General features: G+C 67.5%; 23 protein-coding genes. 11 read left to right on the plus strand and 12 right to left on the minus strand.

The features are described from left to right. Together CXQ97_RS20650 and CXQ97_RS15210 are read left to right on the plus strand one after the other, a co-directional pair. Positions 1-86, plus strand: an 86-nt coding sequence (locus tag CXQ97_RS20650) for a DUF3060 domain-containing protein (RefSeq protein WP_146069677.1), incomplete at its 5' end; no start/stop codon positions are given. 366 nt (positions 87-452) lie between these two features. Further along, positions 453-1346, plus strand: a complete 894-nt coding sequence (locus tag CXQ97_RS15210; protein ID WP_104181791.1) for a potassium channel family protein — start codon at positions 453-455, stop codon at positions 1344-1346. 189 nt (positions 1347-1535) lie between these two features. Here CXQ97_RS15210 and CXQ97_RS20385 read toward each other — a convergent pair whose 3' ends face one another. Both CXQ97_RS20385 and CXQ97_RS15215 read right to left on the minus strand, forming a co-directional pair. After that, a complete protein-coding gene (locus tag CXQ97_RS20385; RefSeq protein WP_258062640.1) occupies positions 1536-1661 on the minus strand; it encodes a hypothetical protein in 126 nt (41 codons plus the stop codon). A 196-nt stretch (positions 1662-1857) separates the two neighbouring features. Next, a complete protein-coding gene (locus CXQ97_RS15215) occupies positions 1858-2379 on the minus strand; it encodes a CGNR zinc finger domain-containing protein (protein WP_104181719.1) in 522 nt (173 codons plus the stop codon). Positions 2380-2813: 434 nt separating this feature from the next. Between CXQ97_RS15215 and CXQ97_RS15225 the strand changes: the two genes are divergently transcribed. The 3 genes from CXQ97_RS15225 to CXQ97_RS15235 all read left to right on the plus strand — a co-directional run bounded on the left by CXQ97_RS15225 (position 2814) and on the right by CXQ97_RS15235 (position 5293). Then, on the plus strand, positions 2814-3683 hold the full coding sequence (locus tag CXQ97_RS15225) for a GAF domain-containing protein (protein WP_104181720.1): 870 nt from the start codon (positions 2814-2816) through the stop codon (positions 3681-3683). 189 nt (positions 3684-3872) lie between these two features. Further along, positions 3873-4301: a hypothetical protein gene (locus CXQ97_RS15230; RefSeq protein WP_146069675.1), complete on the plus strand. Its 429-nt coding sequence runs from the start codon at positions 3873-3875 to the stop codon at positions 4299-4301. Between the two features lie 800 nt (positions 4302-5101). Beyond that, positions 5102-5293, plus strand: coding sequence for a hypothetical protein (locus CXQ97_RS15235; RefSeq protein ID WP_104181722.1), 192 nt, complete (start codon positions 5102-5104; stop codon positions 5291-5293). 171 nt (positions 5294-5464) lie between these two features. Here CXQ97_RS15235 and CXQ97_RS15240 read toward each other — a convergent pair whose 3' ends face one another. Further along, positions 5465-5959: an SRPBCC family protein gene (locus CXQ97_RS15240; protein WP_104181724.1), complete on the minus strand. Its 495-nt coding sequence runs from the start codon at positions 5957-5959 to the stop codon at positions 5465-5467. 299 nt (positions 5960-6258) lie between these two features. Here CXQ97_RS15240 and CXQ97_RS15245 point away from each other — a divergent pair, with 299 nt between their 5' ends. The 3 genes from CXQ97_RS15245 to CXQ97_RS15255 all read left to right on the plus strand — a co-directional run bounded on the left by CXQ97_RS15245 (position 6259) and on the right by CXQ97_RS15255 (position 9070). Continuing rightward, positions 6259-6648: a hypothetical protein gene (locus CXQ97_RS15245; protein WP_146069676.1), complete on the plus strand. Its 390-nt coding sequence runs from the start codon at positions 6259-6261 to the stop codon at positions 6646-6648. 387 nt (positions 6649-7035) lie between these two features. Beyond that, on the plus strand, positions 7036-8379 hold the full coding sequence (locus CXQ97_RS15250; protein ID WP_368784505.1) for a TrkH family potassium uptake protein: 1344 nt from the start codon (positions 7036-7038) through the stop codon (positions 8377-8379). Further along, positions 8372-9070 (plus strand): TrkA family potassium uptake protein, encoded by a 699-nt coding sequence (locus CXQ97_RS15255; RefSeq protein ID WP_258062642.1) that lies wholly within the window; start codon positions 8372-8374, stop codon positions 9068-9070. Before CXQ97_RS15250 ends, CXQ97_RS15255 begins: the two co-directional genes overlap by 8 nt. Positions 9071-9366: 296 nt before the next feature. On the opposite strand, the gene CXQ97_RS15260 is transcribed toward CXQ97_RS15255, so the two are convergent. From CXQ97_RS15260 to CXQ97_RS15270, 3 genes are read right to left on the minus strand one after another with little or no spacing between them, the layout of a single operon-like run. Then, positions 9367-10146, minus strand: coding sequence for an alpha/beta fold hydrolase (locus CXQ97_RS15260; protein WP_219815439.1), 780 nt, complete (start codon positions 10144-10146; stop codon positions 9367-9369). Between the two features lie 3 nt (positions 10147-10149). After that, positions 10150-10842 carry a GNAT family N-acetyltransferase gene (locus CXQ97_RS15265; RefSeq protein WP_104181727.1) on the minus strand — a complete coding sequence of 231 codons (693 nt, stop codon included), beginning with the start codon at positions 10840-10842 and terminating at the stop codon, positions 10150-10152. 37 nt (positions 10843-10879) lie between these two features. Beyond that, the gene (locus CXQ97_RS15270; RefSeq protein ID WP_104181729.1) at positions 10880-11623 is read right to left on the minus strand and encodes a DinB family protein; all 744 of its coding nucleotides are present in this window, start codon (positions 11621-11623) and stop codon (positions 10880-10882) included. A 307-nt stretch (positions 11624-11930) separates the two neighbouring features. Here CXQ97_RS15270 and CXQ97_RS15275 point away from each other — a divergent pair, with 307 nt between their 5' ends. The 3 genes from CXQ97_RS15275 (at position 11931) to CXQ97_RS15285 (ending at position 15967) form a co-directional block, all read left to right on the plus strand. Next, positions 11931-12428: a tetratricopeptide repeat protein gene (locus CXQ97_RS15275; protein WP_104181730.1), complete on the plus strand. Its 498-nt coding sequence runs from the start codon at positions 11931-11933 to the stop codon at positions 12426-12428. 639 nt (positions 12429-13067) lie between these two features. Then, positions 13068-14639 carry a LuxR family transcriptional regulator gene (locus CXQ97_RS15280; protein WP_104181731.1) on the plus strand — a complete coding sequence of 524 codons (1572 nt, stop codon included), beginning with the start codon at positions 13068-13070 and terminating at the stop codon, positions 14637-14639. 179 nt (positions 14640-14818) lie between these two features. Further along, a complete protein-coding gene (locus CXQ97_RS15285; RefSeq protein ID WP_104181732.1) occupies positions 14819-15967 on the plus strand; it encodes a class I SAM-dependent methyltransferase in 1149 nt (382 codons plus the stop codon). A gap of 129 nt (positions 15968-16096) precedes the next feature. On the opposite strand, the gene CXQ97_RS15290 is transcribed toward CXQ97_RS15285, so the two are convergent. From CXQ97_RS15290 to mihF, 6 genes are all read right to left on the minus strand, one after another. Beyond that, complete coding sequence (locus tag CXQ97_RS15290; protein ID WP_104181733.1) at positions 16097-18286, minus strand: primosomal protein N'; 2190 nt, start codon at positions 18284-18286, stop codon at positions 16097-16099. Positions 18287-18331: 45 nt separating this feature from the next. Continuing rightward, positions 18332-19543 carry a methionine adenosyltransferase gene (gene metK / locus CXQ97_RS15295; protein ID WP_104181734.1) on the minus strand — a complete coding sequence of 404 codons (1212 nt, stop codon included), beginning with the start codon at positions 19541-19543 and terminating at the stop codon, positions 18332-18334. Positions 19544-19641: 98 nt separating this feature from the next. Then, on the minus strand, positions 19642-20877 hold the full coding sequence (gene coaBC / locus CXQ97_RS15300) for a bifunctional phosphopantothenoylcysteine decarboxylase/phosphopantothenate--cysteine ligase CoaBC (RefSeq protein WP_104181736.1): 1236 nt from the start codon (positions 20875-20877) through the stop codon (positions 19642-19644). A gap of 35 nt (positions 20878-20912) precedes the next feature. Beyond that, positions 20913-21173 (minus strand): DNA-directed RNA polymerase subunit omega, encoded by a 261-nt coding sequence (rpoZ, locus tag CXQ97_RS15305; protein ID WP_104181737.1) that lies wholly within the window; start codon positions 21171-21173, stop codon positions 20913-20915. A gap of 42 nt (positions 21174-21215) precedes the next feature. Continuing rightward, complete coding sequence (gene gmk, locus CXQ97_RS15310) at positions 21216-21785, minus strand: guanylate kinase (protein WP_181035102.1); 570 nt, start codon at positions 21783-21785, stop codon at positions 21216-21218. Between the two features lie 10 nt (positions 21786-21795). Continuing rightward, positions 21796-22134 (minus strand): integration host factor, actinobacterial type, encoded by a 339-nt coding sequence (gene mihF, locus CXQ97_RS15315; RefSeq protein WP_104181739.1) that lies wholly within the window; start codon positions 22132-22134, stop codon positions 21796-21798. Positions 22135-22249: the final 115 nt, after the last annotated feature.

The raw sequence follows: 22249 nt of genomic DNA on the forward strand, positions 1-22249 counted from the left end.
TAGAAGGCGACGACAACACGGTCACCTACCAGTCCGGCGACCCGGTCATCGAGACCGAAGGAAACAACTCGGTCGCAGCCGCCTGAGCCAGGTCACGATGACGCATTCCTGAAGAACCTGAGGCGTGCTTGGTTCTCCATGCCGTCCGGTCTGCGGTTCGGCGATGGCAGTGGCGCCGAACCGCTCGGGCGCGCTTTCGCCGCGATCCGGGAAGCATCCCCGAGTGCTGACGCCATGAAAGCCGAAGTCGGGTGAGCGACCGCGCAGGGGCCGGCGGCGCTCAGAATCAGCGGGCGATCACCAGCAGCACGCGCGGAAGCGCGGTTGGACTCGCGCAGAGAATACTGGTGCCATCGACACCGAGTATCGCCTGCTGAGGGATCCCCTGCGGGACTATGCGCCACCCGCGGCGGCCCATCGGTGCGGACACTGCCCTGACCGTAAGGTGGACCATGGACTTCCCAGACATTGTGCTGACTGTTGTCGGTGCGGGACTGATTCTATTGATGGCCGCCGACGTCTTTCATACACTTCTCTTTCCGCATGGTGCGGGACCTGTATGCAGGATGATCATGCGCGCATTGTGGTTGCTGGCCCGACGGTTCGCGGGCCGTGCCGTCACAGTCGCCGCCCCCGTCGCGATGGCGGCCGTGATCGGGGCGTGGGCGTCGTTATCCATCATGGGGTGGGCTCTGGTGTACCTTCCACACCTGCCGGACGGGTTTGTCTACGCAGATGGCGTCCCGAACCGAGGGAACCTCACCGAAGCCCTCTATATCTCGATGGTCAGCCTGTCCACGGTCGGCTATGGAGAAATCGTTCCGGCGACGCCTTTGCTTCGCCTCGTCGCTGCCGCGCAGGCCGTCACCGGCTTCGGACTGCTCACCGCCACGGTCTCTTGGATCCTGCAGACGTATCCAGCCCTGAGCCGTCGCCGCGCCCTGGCCCACGAATTGAACCTGTTCCGACAGGCCGCCGACCCGCAGGGCCTATCCGCCCTGGAACCCCCACATGCCGCTGCATTGCTCGAATCGTTCGCCAGAAGCATCGCCACGGTCAGCATGGACCTCCTGGCCTTCAACGAAACGTACTACTTCCATGAAGCACAACAGAGAGGATCGCTGCCGGCCACAATCACCTATGCACAACAGCTAGCCTGCGAAGCGCAGGGGAACACCGACCCCGACCTGCGCTTTGCCGGACGAATGATGCACGCGGCCCTTGATGACCTGGCAGATGTCCTCCGTGGAAAATTCGGCCACTCGGGGCAAACCACCTCAGCGGTATTCGAAAGTTATGAGACACACCACAAACACCGCCGGAGGCCGGATGCGATGGCCACGTAGAACGTCTTTCGGTCCTCAGGCGGTGAACCCCGCAACACTCTCGAACAGCGTCTCAGGAAGTACGAGCTTTTCTAGTCACTATTTCCGGGCCTCAGTAGTGGTGACGGAGAAGCTGGAATGTGGATCACAGCGGTATGTGGCGCTGTCCTGCCGGCGCCAATGGCCCCCCGTCGTCCCCTGCCCGATCCTTCACCGTGAGATGCTCCCGATCAGAGCACCGCCGCCTGTGGCTGAAGAATCGAAGTGGCGGACGAGTTGCTTCATCGCCCAGGTGGTGTCGTCGTGGTGGCGTTGCTTGATGAGGTCAAGTGTCACTCAAGCACTGTGGGTGCCCGTCCGCGCAACACTTCGCACCGCCGGAACCACACTCTTCAGCCGCGCCGAAGGTCGGCGACAGCACTTTGATATGGCACTCCGGGCTCCGCACGATGGCGACCGCTCGCGTGTCACAACCCTCGACTGCGCCAGGTGAACCATCGGGTGCCCACTGACGTTCGACCACTGTCGTTCTTCAGTTCTGCGTTCGTGAACGGTGTCGTCGGACGGCGGCCCGGTTGGCGCAGCGGACCGAGCAATACCGCTGACGGCCGTTGCGGCTGACGTCGACGATGACAAGGTTGCACGGGTCGGCGGCACACCGCCCCAGCCGGTGCATTCCCCGGGTGACGAGGTGCAGGGCGGTTCCGACGCTGATCACAGCTTCCAGCACCGATGGCAGCGCCTGGTTGTTGTCGCGGTAGTGCAGATGCCACCCCTCACCGTCGTGGTCCGTCAGTCGGGGGTATGCCGTGGCCGCGGCCATGCGCGTGTTGAGCAGGGAAGCCCGGCCAGCGGGTCCCGGCGCGTCGACCACCTCCAGCCATCCGTCGATAACCGTGCGGGTCCGTGAATGATCTGCTGGATGAGCAGGGAAGGTCATCGTCATACCGAACTCCCGTGTGCGCTCCACGATCGCAGCCCGCCCTTCGGGCCAATCATTTGCCAGGGAGGCGGCAAGCAGAACGGCATACTCGCCGTAAGGGTTGAGATGCATAAGGGCATTACACCATCGTGGTGTACATGATGACGACCCGAAGCACGGCCGAACACTCCACCTGCTCGCCCGGCGCGAACCATGAGCACTCCTGGATGACCGAGTCACGTCACCCGACGTCCGAGGGCTTCATCGTGTACGTTCGATGTTCCCAGTGCCGGGCACGTCGGGTCGATCAGCAAGCGCCTGCGTGCCCCACGCCCTCAGGTATCAGCACCATCGTCTGAGTCCGCAGAAACCATCCTGAGCTGTTGTCCTCCCTCCGGCTCCCCCCTGTGGGAGTCTCGCTTCATCGCCGACGTGCATCGTCGTATTGCTGGTTCCCGCAAAATCCGGCTCCGTCCAGCGGAATTCTCGGACCGTGAGGATCTAAGGTTGACTGTGAGGACAGACCTGACCGGCCTGCTCCTGGCGGCCGAGCGGGAAGTGCAGCAGTGATCAACAAGTACCTGCAGCAGTGGACGACGATCCAGACAGTGCGCGCGGCCCGCTTCTCCATCGCCGATGTCTGGCTGAGCTATCTGAGTGTCGGGGGCGACCAGGACGAGATCGAGATAGCCGGATACCTTGCCGGCGTCACGGTGCTATCCACCCTTGACCGGGATCTGCTGGCGCACGCTATCAACCAGATCATCGCGGATCGCGACGTACCGGTCGATGGAGCCCACTACAGCACCGATCTCGTGGCGTACGGATCCGGATTCGCCGATATGCTCCGTCGGCTCACCCTCTCCCCCGAGGGTTATCGGTTCGATCGTCCCGCGCGCACCGAACCGGCAGGGATCGCCTCCGACGGCGGCACACCAGCGCGCCAGGACCGCGTGGATGAGGACGAGGACCGCCGGTGCCGTGCACTGTTCGAAACCGGTCTGCTGGAGACCGGGGCCGAAACACGCTTCGATCGCCTCACCTCCGAGGCACGTGAGCATTTCGGGGTCAGCTCGGCGTCGATCGCGTTGATCACCGAGGACCGCCAGATCATCAAATCGGTCGTCGGCCCGATCGGGCAGGACCTGCCACGGGACACCGCGCTCTGCTCCCGAACCATCCAAGCCGACCGGACCCTGGTCATCCCCGACGCTGCAGCATCCCCCGAGTTCAGGAACCACCCGCTGGTCACCGGAGCGCCGCACATCCGCTTCTACGCCGGTCACCCGATCTGTAGCACCACGGGGTGGCGCATCGGCACCCTCTGCCTGATCGATGACCGCCCCCGACCTTTCAGCGACGCCGATGAGCGGGACCTCCGGCTCCGCGCTGCGCAGGTGCAGATCGAAGTATGGCTCGGACCATCCGATGCCTGACAGCACGGAAGCTGTCGTCCCGGTACCAGCGACGGACGATCACCTCATGACCGGCGCAGGGAAGGCGGCTGGCTCGGGATCCGAGTGGGCGGGCAATCCCGACCTGAGATCGTGCAACCACAGCGTGATGCGGGAGTGCGGTTCACTACTCCGTGAGACATGACTGCTCGGCTGCGCTTCCTTCCCGGGATGACTGCACTGGTCCTGTCTGTTCTCTGCGGATACCTATGGACGCAAGAGGACCGCCTCCTGTCCTTCACCGCTGCACACCTAGGCTCCGCCCTGTTGTGTCTGGGGGCGCCGGCGTCCTTCGTGGTGGTCGGGCGGGTGCTGGGTTGCCGAGCCGACCTCCTCGAGCTCGGAGCCATCCTGCTCGCGATAGCCGGCGTGCCCATGCTCATCGCTCATGGCATCTACCTGTTCTCCATCCGCACATCTGTCAACGCTGCCGCGGACATCGGCGGCATCGGCATCGCGATCCTGGGATGGGCGGCCTTACTGATCACGTCGCTGGCCTGCACGATCGGTCTTCCACTGGCCAGGCCTTCAAGACGCCGACGTCCCACCGAGGCAGACCAACCCACGCAACGTCAGGACCCTGTCTCGTGGGAACCATAAGAGCGATCTTCACCGACTTTGAATGAGAAGGTGATGGCCCGGAGTCCATCCCCCCGCCGGCCGCTCGGATGCCGATCGGCAAGCGCACAAGGGCCGGGGAGCAGCGCGGCGCGGTATGGCAGTATGCGCATATGCGGTGGACGGGGAAGTAGAGCGTGGTGGCTGGATCAGGTCCCGGCTGGACGGACCGTTGGGGGCGGTGGGAAGTATCGTCCCGTCGGGCTTCGATGCGTACGCGCGGGTCCTGCATCCCTCCACGGTCACGCAGGTCGACCCGAAGGGCCACGGTGACCCATACGAGGAGTATCCGGAGGAGTCATGGACCTGGGCTCGGATAGCAGCCCATACAGGAGCGGTGATTCATTCTCAGGTCCAGTGGATCCGGGTGACCGGACACCAGTACGACTCGATACCGCTGCCGGGAAGCAGGAGTGCCGCCCGGCCTCCGCTGGGTCATCTTCACCCGCGGATCCTGGCCCACCTGATGACGATCGCGGGCGGACACAGCAGCACACCCGATGACGTCACTGCCGCTCTTTGGGAGGGATGGGGCATCGTCGCGGGGTGTCTGGTTCGCGGCGTTCGCACCGGAGGGAGAAGCGGAGGACGAGGGCATTCACGACGTCCACTCTCAGCGCCCGAAGGTCGACCACGCCCTGTCGCAATTGCTGGAGGAAGGGCCATTCCTGGAACTTCCAGATCGCCGCTACGTCCTCCTGGCGACCAGCGTTCTCGAGCTGACAGACCCGGCGTGGCCGCTGGAGGCCGGCATGGGGTGGGCGAACGGGCCGCCAGGACCTATGCCACAACTGATCTGGCCGGCCGATCACTCATGGACCGTCGCCTCGGAGATCGACGTCGACTCGACACTCGTCGGGGGGTCCTACGACTTCATCAACGAGCTCATCGAGCACCCGTCCGTCGAAGCAGTACGCGTCGGAGAAGCAACGGACCTCACCTGGGACGCGGACAGCATCAACAGGGTCATCTGAGCAGGGTCATCTGAGCACTCACGCTGGACGATGCCGTGAGGGGGTTGCCTTTCCGACCACCCAGAGCTCGCCCGACAACGGGCGGGTAGAACGTCGTCCAGGAGATGCAACTCGACGGGTGTGGCCGGCTGACGTGGCTGGTTCGGAGTCGGCTACTGCTGGGTCAGCGCATCAGGACCGGTCATCCGACGTGCCGGACTCGGCGATCCGCTTGATGGCGGCGAGCGTCCTCGGGATCCCGTCGAGCGCCTGCCGGGTACGGTCGGCAATCTGGGCGGGCGCATCGTCGCCGAACTTCTGCTCGAACAGGGCGATGCCGCCCGGCAGGAAATCCCAGGATTCGGTCAGAGTGGTCCCGGTGCCGGCCGGCGCCAGTGTGTAGCCCCAGCGCACCCGGTCGCCGCCGACCACCCAGGCGAACTCACGGCCGCGCTCGGCAGCCACGACCTGCGACCGGGTCTCCCAGGTGCGGTGCGGAAGCTCATTGCGTCCGGTGAACCAGGCGCCTACCTGGCCTGCAGTGACATCGTCCTCCCACCAGCACCGTGTACACACCGGGCTCCACTCGCCGGTGCGGGTGATGTCGGAGACCAGGTCGTAGATGCTGTCCGTCGACGCGTTGATCGTGACGGACTCCTGGTGGTGGCGGATCTCTGCTGAACTCATGCGCCCATTCTCACAGAATGATCCTTCGGCAGGACGCTGCCTGCTCGTCGGCCCAGGTGGGACCATCTCCGTATGGCCTGCTCGGCGCACTGTCCGAGGGAAGCCCCGTGACGGAACACCAGAGCGGGCCGGTACCCGTTGTAGAACGTCCCGAAAACCTCAAGCATTTCAAGCCTTCTGTTGCGAGACGGCCTCGGCGGTAGCTGACAGTAGGATGAAATGCTCGTGATGCGTTGACCGCGTTTCCCGATTCGAACAGGAGATCCGTCGTGCCGACACTGCGTGCTACCCGATCCAGCATGACCCGTGCCCTGTCCACAACTGCCGCGCTGCTGGTCCTTACCAGTTGCTCACTCGCCGATCCACAACCCGATGCCGAGCGACCCCCCGCGGAATCACAGGCGGCGTCGGCGCCCTCCGGCGAGCCGGCCACCGACGCGGCCGTCGAAACCGTCGACGACGCATGTGCCCGCATCCTCGACATGGTGCGTACAGCGCCCGAACAGCTGGCCACGGACCCTCTGGGACTACTGGTCGAGATCGACGAGATCGCCAGGACGGCCCCATCGGAGCTGGCCGGCCAGCTCACCGAGCTGCGGGATGCCGTCGAGAGCTTCCGGCAGGGCGACGAATCACTGATCAGTGTGGTGCGCAAAGCACGGCAGCTGCAGGAGCGCTGCTCGGCCTGACGTCCAGGCAGTCCGTTCGGGGGCGATGAATGGCCTCCGATCCGGCCGCTCCTACCGGGCGTCGAGAACGGCCCTTCAACGATGCGCTCAGGGGATTGTCCGCTGAGTCGCACTCAAGCGGACCATGGTCCGGCTTCGTGTCCGCAGACAGGGCGTTCACCGGACATCTCGGGGTGCGGGGGGCTTTATCGGTGGGTATCAAGAACCCGTTAAGACGCCCCTCCGGCCATCGAGTGTGGGGTTGAATGGGCAATCGGCGCGGATCGTCCGCTTCCTGTTGTCCCCTGCCTGGGAGGTCGGAGCATTCCCGTGAGGTCGAGCAGAATCATCCTCCGACAGTCACGGACCTCCATCACCGCTGGACTGCACTACCTTGTGCGGGCGATCGTGACATGGGCTGCGCATCTGAGCCCCCGCCACCCCGCCCAGGTGATCGTTCTCGGTTTTGCGGTAGCGATCCTGATCGGGACCGCACTGCTGATGATTCCCACGTCCAAGGTCGGAGCGGGCAGTGCCACGTTCCTGGAGGCCCTGTTCACGGCTACTTCGGCAGTCTGCGTGACGGGGCTGATCGTCGTCGACACCCCGGTCTACTGGACGGGCAGCGGTCACGTCATCATCCTGGCTCTGATTCAGGTCGGCGGCTTCGGCATCATGTCCTTTGCCTCGCTTCTGAGCGTCCTGCTGGCCCGCCGCATGGGCCTGAGATCGCGCATCTCGACGGCAGTGGAAACGAAGAGCGTGGGTTTCGGTGACGTCCGCGGCGTCCTCCTCGGCGTCCTGCGGATCACCCTCATCGTCGAAGCAGTCACCGCGGTACTACTCGCAGCCCGGTTCCTCCTCGGGTATGACTACGGCCTTAATGAAGCTGTATGGCTGGGCATCTTCCACTCGGTCTCGTCCTTCAACAACGCCGGGTTCGCACTGTTCAGTGACAACCTGATCGGTTTCGCCGGGGACCCATGGATCTGCCTGCCGATCTGCGCCGCAGTGATCACCGGAGGGCTGGGGTTCCCCGTCCTGTTCGAACTCCGACGCCACTTCCGCTATCCCCGCAAATGGCACATGAACACCAAGCTCGTGCTCAGCGGGACGGTCATCCTCCTCGTCCTGGGCACTGTTTTCATCACTGCCGTCGAGTGGTCGAACCCCGCGACCCTCGGCTCCCTGAGGCCGGAAGAGCGAATCCTCGCGGGGTTCTTCCAGTCGACCATGACGCGCACCGCCGGGTTCAACAGTGTGGACTTCGCGCAGCTCGACCCCGTCACCCTGCTCGGGATGGACGTCCTCATGTTCATCGGCGCCGGCCCCGCCGGGACCGCCGGCGGCCTGAAGATCACGACGTTCGGTGTGCTGCTCTTCATCCTCCACACGGAGATCAGCGGCGGCACCGCGGTCAATGTCTGCGGCAAGCGTCTGCCTCGCTCGGTGCATCGGCAGGCCATCTCCATCGTGCTGCTCGCCGTCGGACTCGTCATCGGCGCGACGATGTTCCTCATGCTCATCACCGACTTCGGCCTCGACCGGATTCTTTTCGAGGTCATCTCGGCCTTCGCCACGGTGGGCCTGTCGACCGGCATCACCGCCGGCATCCCCCCGGCGGGTCAAGTGGCCCTGATCCTGGTGATGTTCGCCGGGCGACTCGGTCCGGTCACCCTGGCCACGGCGCTCGCGCTGCGTTCCAAACCGCTCTACTACGAATACCCGAAGGAAAGGCCCCTCATTGGCTAGGCAACGCATATTCTCCGCCACACCCATAGAAGCGATCGCGGCCGCCGACTCCGTCGCGGTCATCGGCCTCGGCCGGTTCGGGGGCGCCCTGGCCCTGGAACTGGAGGAAGCAGGAACCGAGGTCCTCGGGATCGACAGGGACGAGGAGACCGTCCAGTCCTACAACGGTCGCCTCACCCATGTAGTGCGCGCCGACACCACGAAAGAGGAAGCGCTACGCCAACTGTCCCTGCCCGAGTTCGACCGTGTCGTCGTCGGCATCGGAACCGACCTCGAAGCGAGCATCCTGACCACATCGATCCTCCTGCGCTTCGACCGGCCCACCATCTGGGCGAAGGCCATCAGCGAGCCACACGCCCAGATCCTGTCCCAGCTCGGGGTGGAGCGCGTGATCCGGCCCGAGCACGACATGGGCAAACGGGTAGCGCACCTCGTCCGTGGCACCATGCTCGACTACGTGGAGTTCGAGGACAACTTCGCCATGGTGAAAACCCGTCCACCACGCGAGTACTGGGACCGCGAACTCGGCACTACCGGCCTGCGCGCCAGGCACGGAGTCACGGTCGTCGCCGTCAAACGCAAAGGTGGCGAGTGGGACTACACCACGGCGCAGACCACCCTGTACGACGACGACGAGATCATCGTCGCCGGGCCCACGAGCAAAGCAGAACTCTTCAGCTCCCTGATGTAGACCACTCGTCCGAAGGTGCGGTATGGAAGTCGCGTCCGACACCACGAACAGTCGGTGCTGACACGGGTGCGGCAGGACTCATGCCGCTGCGCGCACTGGCTCTCCTCATGACCTCTCGCTGGTCCGTGCCTTCGCTCTCCCAATCGCGCACACCATCGTCGCTGGAAAGGGACGGCCTTGGTGGCGCCACAGGTGCCCGTGCTCGCCGGATGAGGGTCTTCGCGGTGGCGAACGGTCCCGGACGGAGGAAGATCAGGACTCACGCCCATCGGGACCGGCACCTCTGCTCGGCGGGGTCATGAGTGATCTTCGAGGAATCCGATGACGCGGTCGGTCGCCCGGGGGTCTTCGAGGTAGTAGCCGTGCCGTGCTCCGTCGAGGAGCTCGAGTTCCGCGCCGGGGATCGCTGCAGCGATACGCTCCGCGTTGGTCGGTGGGGTCATTTCGTCGTCGGTTCCGTGGATGACCAGGGTCGGCGAGGTGATGTCGGCAAGCCGGTCCCAGGCGTCGTGGGTGCGGCTGGCGGCAAGATGAAGACGTCGCGCGTGACGGGACGCTGTCTGGTTGAAGAACGCATGCGCATCAGCACGGCGTTCGCCGGTGCGGAAGAACAGGGCCGCGATCCTGTCCGGGTCGCCACTGGCCAGGTCCTTGCTGGCCTGTGCGGACCGGCGTGTCCCACGCTCATCCCCTGCGGTGGTAGCGCCGAGGACGAGGGCGCTGACTCGGGACGCGTGGTTGATCGCGATCCATTGCGCGACGCGCCCACCCATGGAATGCCCGTAGACGTGGGCGCGGTCGATGCCGGAGGCATCGAGTACCGCTATTGCGTCTCGGGCGAAGGATTCGGTCGTATAGCCCTCGTCCGGGCCGGCAGTGCTCTGTCCTGTGCCTCGGTGGTCGAAGGTGATGACACGGAAGCGCTCTTCCAGGGCCGGCAACAGCGCATCCCACGACGTGGAGTCGACCGCCTGACCGCTGATGAGAAGCAGTGGATGGCCCGAGCCGACGGATCGCCACGCGAGCCGTGTCCCGTCCGGAGCTGTCGCGCACTGCACTGGGGAATCTGCAGCCATGGTTCAATTCTGCCCGTCGTCCGCGAACGGCCGATCGTGGCACCCACACGTCGACACCGTCGAACGCCCAGGAAGGACAGTCGCGGGGCCTTCCTCCGCCGCACCGGTCGGCGACTGTGCGTCCAAGGTGGGCCCGATGTCCCCTTCGAGGATCGACATGTAGTGGACGTCCACCCATCGCCCGTCGAACCACAGGGCGTCTCGGCCCGTTCCCTCGAGGCGGAAGCCTATCTTCTCGTAGACGTGTCGGGCGCGAGGGTTGAAGGCGTAGACCTCGAGCGCTATCCGGTGAAGTCCCAGCTCGCGAATCCCGTACCGGACCATCAGGTCCGTAGCCTCGGTTCCCAGACCCCGACCGCGTCCTTCTGCACCGAGGAAGGTGCGGAAACTGCAGGACCTGTTCGACTCGTTCCAGTCATTGAGCACGACTTCTCCGACCATCGCGTTCGTCGCCCGATCGATGACAGCGAGGACGAGGCGATCGTCGGCAGAGCTCCAGTGCTCGTACGTCACGCGCAACTCATCGACTGTCCAGGGCAGCGTTGTCTCACTGCTGCAATGCACCGTTCCGGTCAGGATCGCGGCTTCGGCGTCCTGAAGCAGCCGATGGACGATCGGTGCGTCCTGCACGTCGATCGGTCGGAGCCTGACCCGCTGACCCTCGATGATGGGTTTGTGCGTGAAGATCGTGGCCATGCCGCCAGTTTGTCAGAGCACGCATCAATCCCCTGAATCACGTTGTGACCTGCCGCATACGAGCGAGATCCCGACGAATGTAGCGCAGGTGCGCCCACTCCTCCTCGAGGATCACGCGGATGCAGTCACCGACGCTGGGATGCCAGTCACCGCCGCCCCACGGGTCCTCGCGCTGCTCAGCGAGCAGGCCCGCTGTGACCGTTGCCAGGAACTCGGTCACCTGTTGTTGTCGCCCTGCCCGAACCGCGATGATCTCGGCGTGTGCCGGCGGGTCGACCCGGAAGATCGACATGTCGAAGCCCATCTCGTCGGCGCCGGTGAAGATCTGCCCGATCTCATGGAACGGCTGCTCCTTCCGCAGGATTCCGCCGCTCAGCCATGCATCGGTTGCCAGGATGAGGTGTCGCAGGGTCTGGGCCATGGACCATTCGTCCTCGACGTGCGCGTCCATCAGCTCGGGTGGTGTACTCGTCACCGTTTCCCGCCACGCGGACTGCACAGCGTTCCAGCCCTCGCGAAGGCCTTCGGGTGTCTGCGCCTTCTGCAGCTCGCGGCCCGGGAACTGCCGGTTGAGCTCGGCGTCCACGAGCGGGACCACGTCGACGCCGTTGACGAGGAGACTGCCGAAGAAGAGGTCGTGGCTGTCGATGTCGAGTCCGCCCACGTCGACGCCTCGCATCGACATACCACTGACATCTGAGAATCGCAGGGTGGCGTCCTTGAAACTCGTCCTGATGAAGGTTGCACCTTCGAACTCTTTCGTGCCGAAATAGGTCGTCATCGCCCTATCATCCGTGACGGGCCGCTGATGGGTCATGTCGGGTACGGGATCATCCGTTTCGGCGCGCTACTCGACATCACTCATGCCACATCGGACGCATCCCGCACAGACGCGGGATCAGATGCCTGTCGTCCGCCGGCCCGCGAGTTCCGACTCCAACTCTGGGCCGATCCGCTCTGCCGCCCGGACGTGGATCCGGACGGCCGCCCCCGCCGGTCCCGAGGCACCGCCGAGTTCCAGGTGCACCCGCCCGCACCTGGCTCACCGTCGCCCGGGTCTGACTGGTGCCATGTGCGAAAGTGGCGCCATGACTCTGGATGAAGAACTCGACCTGATCCTCGAGCGTCGGGACCGCAACGACATGGGGCCGACCCTTGAAGCTCTACTCCCCCTCTACGCCGCCCACTGCGAGAACGCCCGGGTGCTGTACGAGGTCGGCGGAGCCTACGACACCGCCGGACAGGAGGAGGTGGCGGAAGAGTTCTACCAGAAGGCTCTCACTGCCGGGCTGGAGGGTGATCTACTGCGGCGATGCTACGTCCAGTACGGATCGACGCTGAGGAATCTGGGCGAGTACGAGAAGTCGCTCACGGTCTTCAGTTCGGCTCGTACCGCGTTTCCCGACTCGGCGGCACTGGGGGTGTTCGAAGCCATCACCCTGCACGCCGCAGGCCGATCGCATGACACCATCGCGTCGCTGCTCGATCTGATCGTCGCCCACCTCAGCGATCCCGACATCGAGCGGTACAAGCCTGCGATCAGCGGGAATGCGACGCACATCCGCTCTCGTGGGGCGAGCACGTGAACCCGTTGAACGACGGCCCGAGACCGTGCCGCATCATTCTCCTTCCCGGCAGCGCCCGCAACGTGCGACGGACCGCGGATGATTCCTGACATGCAGGGTTCCGGCGACGCAGAGGTAGACGCCGCGTCGCCGGCTGCTCATCGGGGTTAGGCTCGGACCATTACCTGTCGGACGGCTGCATGGGGGTAGCAATGAGTATCGGTGGACCTGAAGTGCTCGTTCTCCTACTGATCTGGCTGGTCCTGATCGCGGTGGTCGGGCTTGCTCTGTACGCGGTCATCAGACTGGGCGTGAAACACGGGATGCGGTCCTACTATGCAGACGCTGCCCGCAGTCCCGACCCGACGAGCTAGGCCTGGCTGAACAGAAGGACCGCTCCCGCTGGGCGTGGTTCCTCATCTCCCTGTTCCTCGGACCGTTCGCCACCATCCTGATCGTCGTGACGAGACCACCCGCGCCTGTGGCTCCGCCAGGATCCCATACGGCAGTCCGAAGATCCCGACCGACCGACTAGCTGCGGTGTGGCCGATGCGCGTCTCCACGGGTCGATCCCACTGGCCCTCGGAAGCCGCCGAGGTGCCGGCCTCACGAGCTAGCCCGGTGAGCACCGGCGGAGCTACCGTAGACGCGGAGGCCCGGATGGATGAGCTCGACCAGTTGCTTACCGGTGGACGGACGGCCTACGAGCGCGGCGACTGGCAGGTTGCCCATCAGCAGCTGGAGGAGGCACGGACACGAGCGGAGCTCTCCTCCGACGACCTGAACCTGCTCGGCAGCGCCGCGTGGTGGGTCGGCCGGATCAGGCAAGCGTTGGAGATCTCCGAGACGATCTACCATCGGTTGCACCACGGCGGCGATGCGCTCGGTGCCGCCAGGAAGGCTCTCGACGTCGGACTGGTCTGGTTCATCCGCGGCGACCTGGTGATCGCGTCCGGCTGGGTCAACCGGGCCCGACGGATCCTGCAGGACCTGCCCGAAGGACTGGAGCACGGCTACCTGCTCTACCTGGAGGCCGCGCTCACGCTCGATGTCCGCGATCTCGGCCCGACGCGCGAGGCTGCTGCCGGGCTGCAGGACCTGGGGCGGCGCCTGCGGGCTCCGGCCCTTACAGCGTTCTCGCTCGTGCTCGCCGGCCTGGCGGACGTGCGCAGCGGCCGGACCGCGGCCGGGTTCGCCCAGTTGGACGAGGCGATGCTCCCGGTCCTCGCCGGCCGGCTGCCGCCCGAATGGGCCGGTGAGATCTACTGCATCGTGATCCACGCCTGCTACGACGTCAACGACCTGCACCGGATGAGGGCCTGGACCCACGCAACGGAGCAGTGGTGCGAACAGTTCTCCGGTGACGTGGTCTACTCGGGCATCTGCCGCATCCACCGGCTGCAACTCTCGAGTATCGAGGGCCACTGGGACGCCGCGGAGAACGCCATCGAGAGAAGCGGGGCCGAGCTCGTGGGCCGCAACAACTGGGTCGCGGGCGAGGCGTTCCACCAGCTCGGCGAACTCCGCCGGCTCCGGGGGGACACCGCCGGCGCCCGGACGGCCTACGAGCGGGCGCGCAGCCTCGGCACCGAACCCCAGCCCGGGGAGTCGCTGCTCCAGTACGCGTCGGGTGAGAAGGACGCCGCATGGTCCGGTGTGAGCGCGGCGCTGGCCGGGCGGGACCGTCTGGCCAGCGCCCGTCTGCTGCAGGCCGCCGTCGACATCGCCCTCGCGACGGGGCTCCAGGAGGACGCCGAGCGGCTCTGCAGCCAACTGGAGGAGAGCGCCGCCGTGCTGATCGCTCGGGCGCGGTACGCCGAGGCCATGCCCGTCCTGCAGGCCGCAGGTCGCGAGTACCGCGGGATGCACGCCCGCTACGAGACGGCCAGGATCCATGAACTCCTCGCCCAGGCGCACCGCGGGATGGGCCAGGCCGGTGCCGCGGCGGCGGACTCCGCGACCGCCCTGGCCATCTACCGGCAACTCGGTGCGCTGCCGGACATCCACCGGCTCGACGGCGGACCACTGCCCGGCGGGCTCACCCAGCGGGAGGTGGAGGTGCTCGCGCTCGTCGCCGCGGGGGCCAGCAACAGGTCGGCGGCCGAAGCCCTGTTCATCAGCCAGAAGACGGTCGGCCGGCACCTCGCCAACATCTTCGCGAAGATCGGGACCTCGTCACGGACCGCCGCTGCGGCCTGGGCCCACGACCACGGCGTACTCCCCCGCCGCTGAGCGCTGCAGGCGGGCACCGCGTCCCCGGACTCGAGCGTCCGTGGGAGGCAGGTGCATCGTTCGCCCCACAGGCACGCCGCGGAGGACGCATCGTTCGCCCGATGCCGGGCAGCGCCCGGCTTCCTAGAGTCGTATCAACCGGGCAGACAGGAGCCCGTCGCGAACAGGAAGAGAAGATCATGACCGTCAACCAGGACACTTCGCTCGAGGATGTCGCCGTCGGAACTCTCGATACCTCGGGATTCGATGCAGCTGAAACTACTGCCGAGGAGTTCGACGCCGAGGCGGCGGCGGCTCTTGCCGGACGCTTCATAGGCATCCTCAACGACGCGGCGATCGCCGTGCTGACGAGCATCGGCCACCAGACCGGACTCTTCGAGACACTGGCGACGCTGCCTGCGGCGACGAGTGAGCAGATCGCGGACGCCGCGGGTCTCGACGAGCGCTATGTCCGCGAATGGCTCGGCGGCATGACCGCGGCGCGCGTGGTCCGCTACGACCCCGACGACGGGACCTACCTGCTCCCCCGCGAGCATGCCGCGGTACTCACGAGTGCCGCGGGTCCCAACAACCTCGCCATCCTCATGCAGCACACGTCGATGATGGGCGAGATGGAGCAGCAGGTCATCGAGCGTTTCCGGCGCGGCGGCGGGCTATCCTACGAGGAGTACCCCCACTTCCACCGGAACATGGCCGAGACCAGTGCCGCGGTGCACGACCTCGCGCTGGTGGACGGTATCCTCCCCCTGGGCCCGGAGCTCCCGGGGCGGCTCAGGACCGGGATCGATGTCGCCGACATCGGCTGCGGCAGCGGACACGCGATCAACCTGATGGCACAGGCCTTCCCTGCGAGCCGGTTCACCGGCTACGACTTCTCCGAGTCGGCCATCGGCGCCGCCCGCGCCGAGGCCGACAGGATGGGGTTGTCCAATGCGACGTTCGACGTGCTCGACGTCACCCAGTTGGACATCGAGGCCGGCTTCGACGCGGTCACCGCTTTCGACGCGATCCACGATCAGGCCCACCCGGCGAGGGTGCTCCGAAACATCGAGCGGGCCCTGCGGCCCGGGGGGACGTTCCTGATGGTGGACATCAAGGCGTCCAGCAATGTCGAGGACAACATCGACCTCCCCTGGGGCAGCTACCTCTACGCCATCTCGACCGTCCATTGCATGAGCGTGTCGCTCGGGCTCGGCGGCGACGGCCTGGGAACGGTCTGGGGCGAGCAGCTCGCGCTGTCAATGCTCGGCGATGCCGGCTTCGGGGACGTCGAGGCCAAGGGCATCGACTCCGACCCGTTCAACGCCTACTTCGTCGCCCGGAAGTGACCGGAGGTCACCGCTGAGGTCCGACCGCGCCCGGGCTCCGCCGGAAGGCCCGGGCGCGGTCCTCCCGGCGCACGGCGCACACGCCCTCGGGAGAACGGGCGGACGAACCGCCGACCGTCTCCCAGGGCGTCAGAGGACGTCGAGGGCGTCGAGCCGGATGTGCACTGGCTCGCCCGTACGCCGGGCGGACAGCGCCGCGCGGCGTGCCCGCAGCTGGGCGGTGATGCCCGCAGCCGACCGGTAGGGGAAGAACAGCAGGACCCGGTGGCTGCCCTGCCCGGCCAGCGCATCCCCGGACGATGCGGGGGCGGCGCCCTTTGCAGCGCCGGCAGCGGAACGAGCCGCGAGCATCGCCTCCCGCCGGATGTCCGGGGGTACGGGAGCCGGACCGACGACGCGCGCGACGCCCTCCGTCTGCACACCCTCGAGGAAATGCGCGAGGGCCTCGCGGGTGCCGGTGAGCACCGCGTACCGGACGACCGGAGGCAGGCCGAGCTCCTGCCGCTCCGCGAGTTCCCGTGAGGCAGCACCGGCCGGATCCCACCGGACGAGGTGCCCCACCGCGACGTCGTCGTCGCCGGTGATCACGACCGTGCCGCCCGCCGTCGAGGGACGTGCGAGGACCGCGGCGGAGAACCAGCGGCGCAGGGCATCCTCGCCGGCGCGCAGCGACTCCCTGCTGAGCAGGGCGTTGCCGTCGAGCAGGATGACGGCGGCGTACCCTCCCGGCGCCACGGGTTCGGCACCCGGCGTGGCGACGACGACGGCGGGGACGTCCCGCACGGCGTCGACGATGTGCTCGCCCGCCGAGGAGACGACCGGCACCCCGGGGAACGCCCTTCCCAGTTCCTCCGCCGTGCGCGTTGCTCCCGCCACGGTCGCGCGGATACGGACTCCCCCGCACTCCCCGCAGGACCAGGAGGACTCGGGGCGGCCGCACCACCGGCACGCGAGGGGGGCGGAGCGACCGGGCTGTGCGAGCGGTCCGGCGCACGCGGAGCACCGGGCCGGGTGGCGGCACCGGTCGCAGGCGAGCGCCGGGGAGAAACCGGTGCGGGCGACCTGCAGCAGCACGGGGCCGCGCTTCAGCCCCGCCTGCGCGGCCGACCACGCGGCGTGCGGGATCCGGGCCTGGGCGGCGAGGGGGTCGCGTTCCATCTGGTACGCGTCGGCCGCATGGACGACGCGGGGCGTCCCACGGCGGACCTCGGCGCGGTCGGCCTGGATGGCGTGCGCCCAGCCCGTGTCGACGAGGCGTTGGGCCTCCGTGGTCCTGCCGATGGAGGTGAGCAGCATCGCCGTCCCCTCGTGCTCGGCCCGCAGCAGCAGCACGTCCCGGACGTGCTGGTATGGGGCCCGCTGCTCGATGTGCTGGTCGTCGCCGTCGTCCCAGAGGCAGACCAGGCCGAGGTCCTTCACGGGCGCGTAGGCGGCCGACCGGGTACCGACGGCGACGGTCGCCGTGCCGTGGAGGACGCGCAGGAAGTTCCGGTACCTCGGCGTCGCGCCGTCCTCCCCCGTCAGCCGGGCGACGGCGGGCGCGCCGAGCCGGGCGACGAGGGCCTCCTCCACCCGTGCGAGGTCACGCTGGTCGGGCACGACGACGACGGACCCGCGCCCCGAGGCGGCGGTGGCCGCCACGGCGTCGGCGATCTCCTCGGTCCACGCGGTGGGACCGTACCCGCCGAGGCTCGTGAGGACGGCCCGCGGAGACTCCCCCGCCCTGAGGTGCTGCAGGTAGGTCCGTCCGTTGACGTAGCGGCCGAAGCTGCCGGAGGACCGGGGTTCCACGTAGACGGGGAGCGCGGGTTCCTGTGTGTCGTCCGGGACCGCCTCCGGTATCTGCCTGCCGGCCGGGAACTCCGTCTCGACGCGGGCCATGCGCGGCGGAACGGCGGACCGCAGGACATCGCTCACGGTGCCCACGGACCGCGCTGCGACGGCGGTCGCGAGGGCCAGGATCTCGGGCGTGAGCACCTGCTGCGAGGAGACGACCTTGCCAAGTGGCAGGAGCGTGGCGGTCGTGCTGGCCTCGTCGACCCGTTCGGCCAGGAACGCGGCCTGCTCCCGTCCGGCGAACCGCACCTTCACGCGGACCCCTGGCTGCGCCTCGGTGTCCATCGCGGCCGGCACCGCGTAGTCGAAGAAGCGGTCGAGGTGCGGCAGCTGGGCATCGAGGACGACCCGCGCGACGGGCAGTGACGACGCCCGCTCGGGGTCGGCGAGGGGCAGTTTGGCGGGGCCGAATCCGTGCAGGAGCGACAGCTGGCCATCGGTACCCGGGGTCGGTCGCGTGGCGGGACGCGTCGTCTCCGTCATGATGCTGCGGCGGGCGACGCGTGCCGCCCGCCGTCCCCTCCCGCCTCAGGCGTTGAAGTAGCTCCGCAGCTTGTCCACACGGTCCTTGCGCTCCCAGGTGAAGTCGTCCTCCTCGCGGCCGAAGTGGCCGTGCGCCGCCGTCCGCTGGTAGATCGGGCGCTTGAGGTCGAGTGCGTTGATGATGCCGAGCGGGCGCAGGTCGAAGAGCTCGCTGATCGCGGTGCCGATCGCCTGCGGGTCGACGGTCTCGGTGCCGAACGTCTCGACATAGATGCCGACGGGCTGCGCCATGCCGATGGCGTAGGCGATCTGGATCTCCGCGCGGCGGGCGAGGCCGGCCGCGACGACGTTCTTGGCGACCCAGCGCATCGCATAGGCGGCAGACCGGTCGACCTTCGACGGGTCCTTGCCGCTGAATGCTCCGCCGCCGTGGCGTGCCATGCCGCCGTAGGTGTCGACGATGATCTTGCGTCCGGTGAGGCCGGCGTCGCCCACGGGGCCGCCGATGATGAAGGCGCCTCCCGGGTTGAGGATGTGCCGGACGTTCGAGGCATCGAGCTCGGACTCCGCCAGGACCGGGGTGATCACGTGCTCGACGAGGTCGGCGCGCAGCTCGTCGAGGGAGACGTCCGCGGCGTGCTGCGACGAGATGACGACGGAGTCGATGGTCACCGGCCGGTCGCCGTCGTACCCGATGGTGACCTGCGTCTTGCCGTCCGGGCGCAGGTACGGGAGGGTGCCGTCCTTGCGGACGGTGGTGAGGCGTTCGGACAGGCGGTGGGACAGCCAGATGGGCGTGGGCATGAGCACCGACGTCTCGTCGCTCGCATAGCCGAACATGATGCCCTGGTCCCCCGCGCCCTGCGCGTCGTACGGATCGAGGCCCGTGCCTTCGCGGGTCTCGAGGGAGGTGAAGACACCGGAGGCGATCTCCGCGCTCTGCTGGCCGATGGACACCGAGACACCGCAGCGGGCACCGTCGAAGCCGTTGGCCGAGGAGTCGTAGCCGATGCCGAGGATGGTCTTGCGGACGATGTCGGGGATCTCCACGTAGGCCTCGGTGGTGACCTCGCCCGCCACATGGACGAGGCCGGTCGTGACGAGGGTCTCCACCGCCACGCGGGAGGCGGGATCCTGCTCGAGCAGGCCGTCGAGGATCGCGTCGCTGATCTGGTCGCAGATCTTGTCCGGATGACCCTCGGTGACCGACTCCGACGTGAAGAGGCGCAGGGGGGAATCAGGGCTGGGTGATTTCACGTGCCCACTCTACTTGGTCGGAGGGACAGTCCCGCCCGGGTGCTACGCGCCGCGACGCCGCCGCACGGGATGCCGACGGCGCGCCGCGACGGGGGTGCTCAGCGGGCCAGCAGGCTCGCCGCGTGGCTGATGACGGCGTCCGCGACGACGCGCTTGGTGCCGCGCAGCGGGGCCGATTCGCTGCCGCCGGCGTCGAGGATGGTGACCTCGTTGGAGTCGGCCCCGAAGACCCGGTCGGAGCCCACGACGTTGAGCACGAGGAAGTCGCATCCCTTCCGTGCGAGCTTCGCGCGGGCATGGGTGAGGGGATCGGCCGTCGCGTCGCCCGTCTCGGCGGCGAATCCGGCGATGACCAGCGGGCCGTCCCGCCCGTCCCGGCCGAGCAGGGCCTCCCGGGCGAGGACGGCGTCACGGAGCACGTCGGGGTTGCGGACGAGCGTGAGCACCGGGTCGGTGCCGTCGTCGTTCTTCTTGATCTTGGTGGCGGCCGTCTCGGCGGGGCGGAAGTCCGCCACCGCGGCCGCCATGACGAGCACGTCCGTGGCCGGCAGCGCCTCGAGGACGGCGTCGCGCAGCTGGAGTGCCGACTCGACGCGGACGATGTCGCACCCGCGGGGCGGGGCGACCTCCGCGTGGGCGAGCACGAGGGTCACGAGGGCCCCCTGGGCGAGGGCCGCCTCGGCCAGCGCCATGCCCTGCTTGCCGGAGGACCGGTTGCCGAGGAACCGCACCGGGTCGAGCGCCTCCCGGGTACCGCCGACGGAGATGGTGACGCGCTTGCCCTGCAGGGCGCCGTCGCCGGCTCCGCCTCCGTCGGTGGCGGCCAGGGCCGCGGCGAAGATGTCCGCCGGCTCGGGAAGCCTGCCGGGGCCCGAGTCGGCGCCCGTGAGGCGGCCGGACGTAGGCTCGATCACGGTGATGCCGCGGGAGCGGAGGACCTCGACGTTCGCACGGGTGGCGGCATGCCGCCACATCTCGGTGTGCATCGCCGGGGCCATAACCACGGGTCCGCGTGCCATGAGGAGGGTCCCGGTCAGGAGGTCGTCGGCCAGGCCGGCCGCCGCGCGGGCGAGGACGTCGGCGGTGGCGGGCGCGACGACGATCAGGTCGGCCTCGTGCCCGAGGCGCACGTGGTTCACCTTGTCGACGTCGTCCCAGACGCTGTTGCTGACGGGATGGCCGGACAGGGCCTCCCACGTCGCCGTCCCCACGAAGCGCGTGGCGGCCTCGGTGGGGATGACCGTGACGTCGTGGCCGGACTCCGTGAAAAGACGGAGGAGGGATGCTGCCTTGTAGGCTGCGATCCCTCCTCCGACACCAAGTACTATGCGCACCGGTTAGCTACCGCCGACTGGGTGATATCGGCGTGCTACTCGGACTGTTCCATGGGCGCGGACACGAGCATGCCCTCGTTGATCTCGCGCAGCGCGATGGAGAGCGGCTTCTCGTTGAGCTTCGTGTCCACGAGCGGGCCGACGTACTCGAACAGGCCCTCGTGGAGCTGCGAGTAGTACGCGTTGATCTGGCGGGCACGCTTGGCGCCGTAGATCACGAGGGCGTACTTCGAGTCCGCGACCTCCAGGAGGGAGTCGATCGGCGGGTTGATGATGCCTTCGGGCTGAGATGACACAAATTCTCCAAAAATTAGGCGGAACGGCTGGTGCGGGGCCTCTCAGCGCTGCAGCGGACGCAGTCCCATCAGTGATACGAGCTCGTCTGCCGCATGCTCCACGCTGTCGTTGACGACGGTGTGGTTGAATTCCGGCTCGGCGGCAAGTTCCAGTTTAGCGGTTTCCAGGCGTTGCTGCTGTTCCTCCGGTGTTTCGGTGCCGCGGCCCACGAGGCGGCGCACCATCTCGTCCCAGGTGGGCGGTGCGAGGAACACGAATGTCGCCTCCGGCATGCTCTCCTTGACCTGGCGCGCACCCTGCAGATCGATCTCCAGCAGGACGGTCCGGCCCTCGTCCATCGCGGCCTGGACGGTGCGCCGGAGCGTACCGTACCGGTTGCGGCCGTGGACCACGGCCCACTCGAGCAACTGCCCGTCGGCGACGAGCTGGTCGAACTCGTCGGAGGAGACGAAGAAGTAGTGCACCCCGTCCACCTCGCCGGGGCGGGGCGGGCGCGTGGTCGCCGAGACGGAGAGCCACACCTCGGGGTAGTTGTCCCGGATGTAGGTCGAGACTGTCCCCTTGCCGACCGCGGTGGGACCGGCAAGGACTGTCAGCCGAGGCTGTGACACTAATGCTTCCTTACTTGCCGGCCGGGCCGGCGTGATGTTGTTCGAGGTACAGGACCAGGGCCTTGCGCTGATGGATGCCGAGGCCGCGTACACGGCGCGTTGCGGCGATGCCGACCTCTGCCATGATGGCCGCCGCGCGCACGTCGCCCACGCCGGGCAGTGCCTTGAGGAGGTCCAGGACCTTCAGACGGCCCACGGCGTCGTCGCCGTCCGGGTTGTCGATGACCTCCGCCACCGAAAGCTTACCGGTCTTGAGCCGGGACTTGACGTCCGCCCGTACCGCACGCGCCGCCGTCGCCTTCCCGCGTGCCAGGGTTCGTTCGTCATCCGTCAGTGGCTTCAGGCTCACGCGTGCTCCCTGCGCTGGACGGCACCACGGATGGCGGCGACCGCTCGTCGTCTCGCTCGGTCAAGGGTCTCCCCGGAAACGGGGTTCGGGCTGGAACCGAACCTACCGGGCGCAG

This window comes from Arthrobacter sp. B0490, from assembly GCF_002929355.1.
Lineage (GTDB): Bacteria > Actinomycetota > Actinomycetes > Actinomycetales > Micrococcaceae > Arthrobacter_D.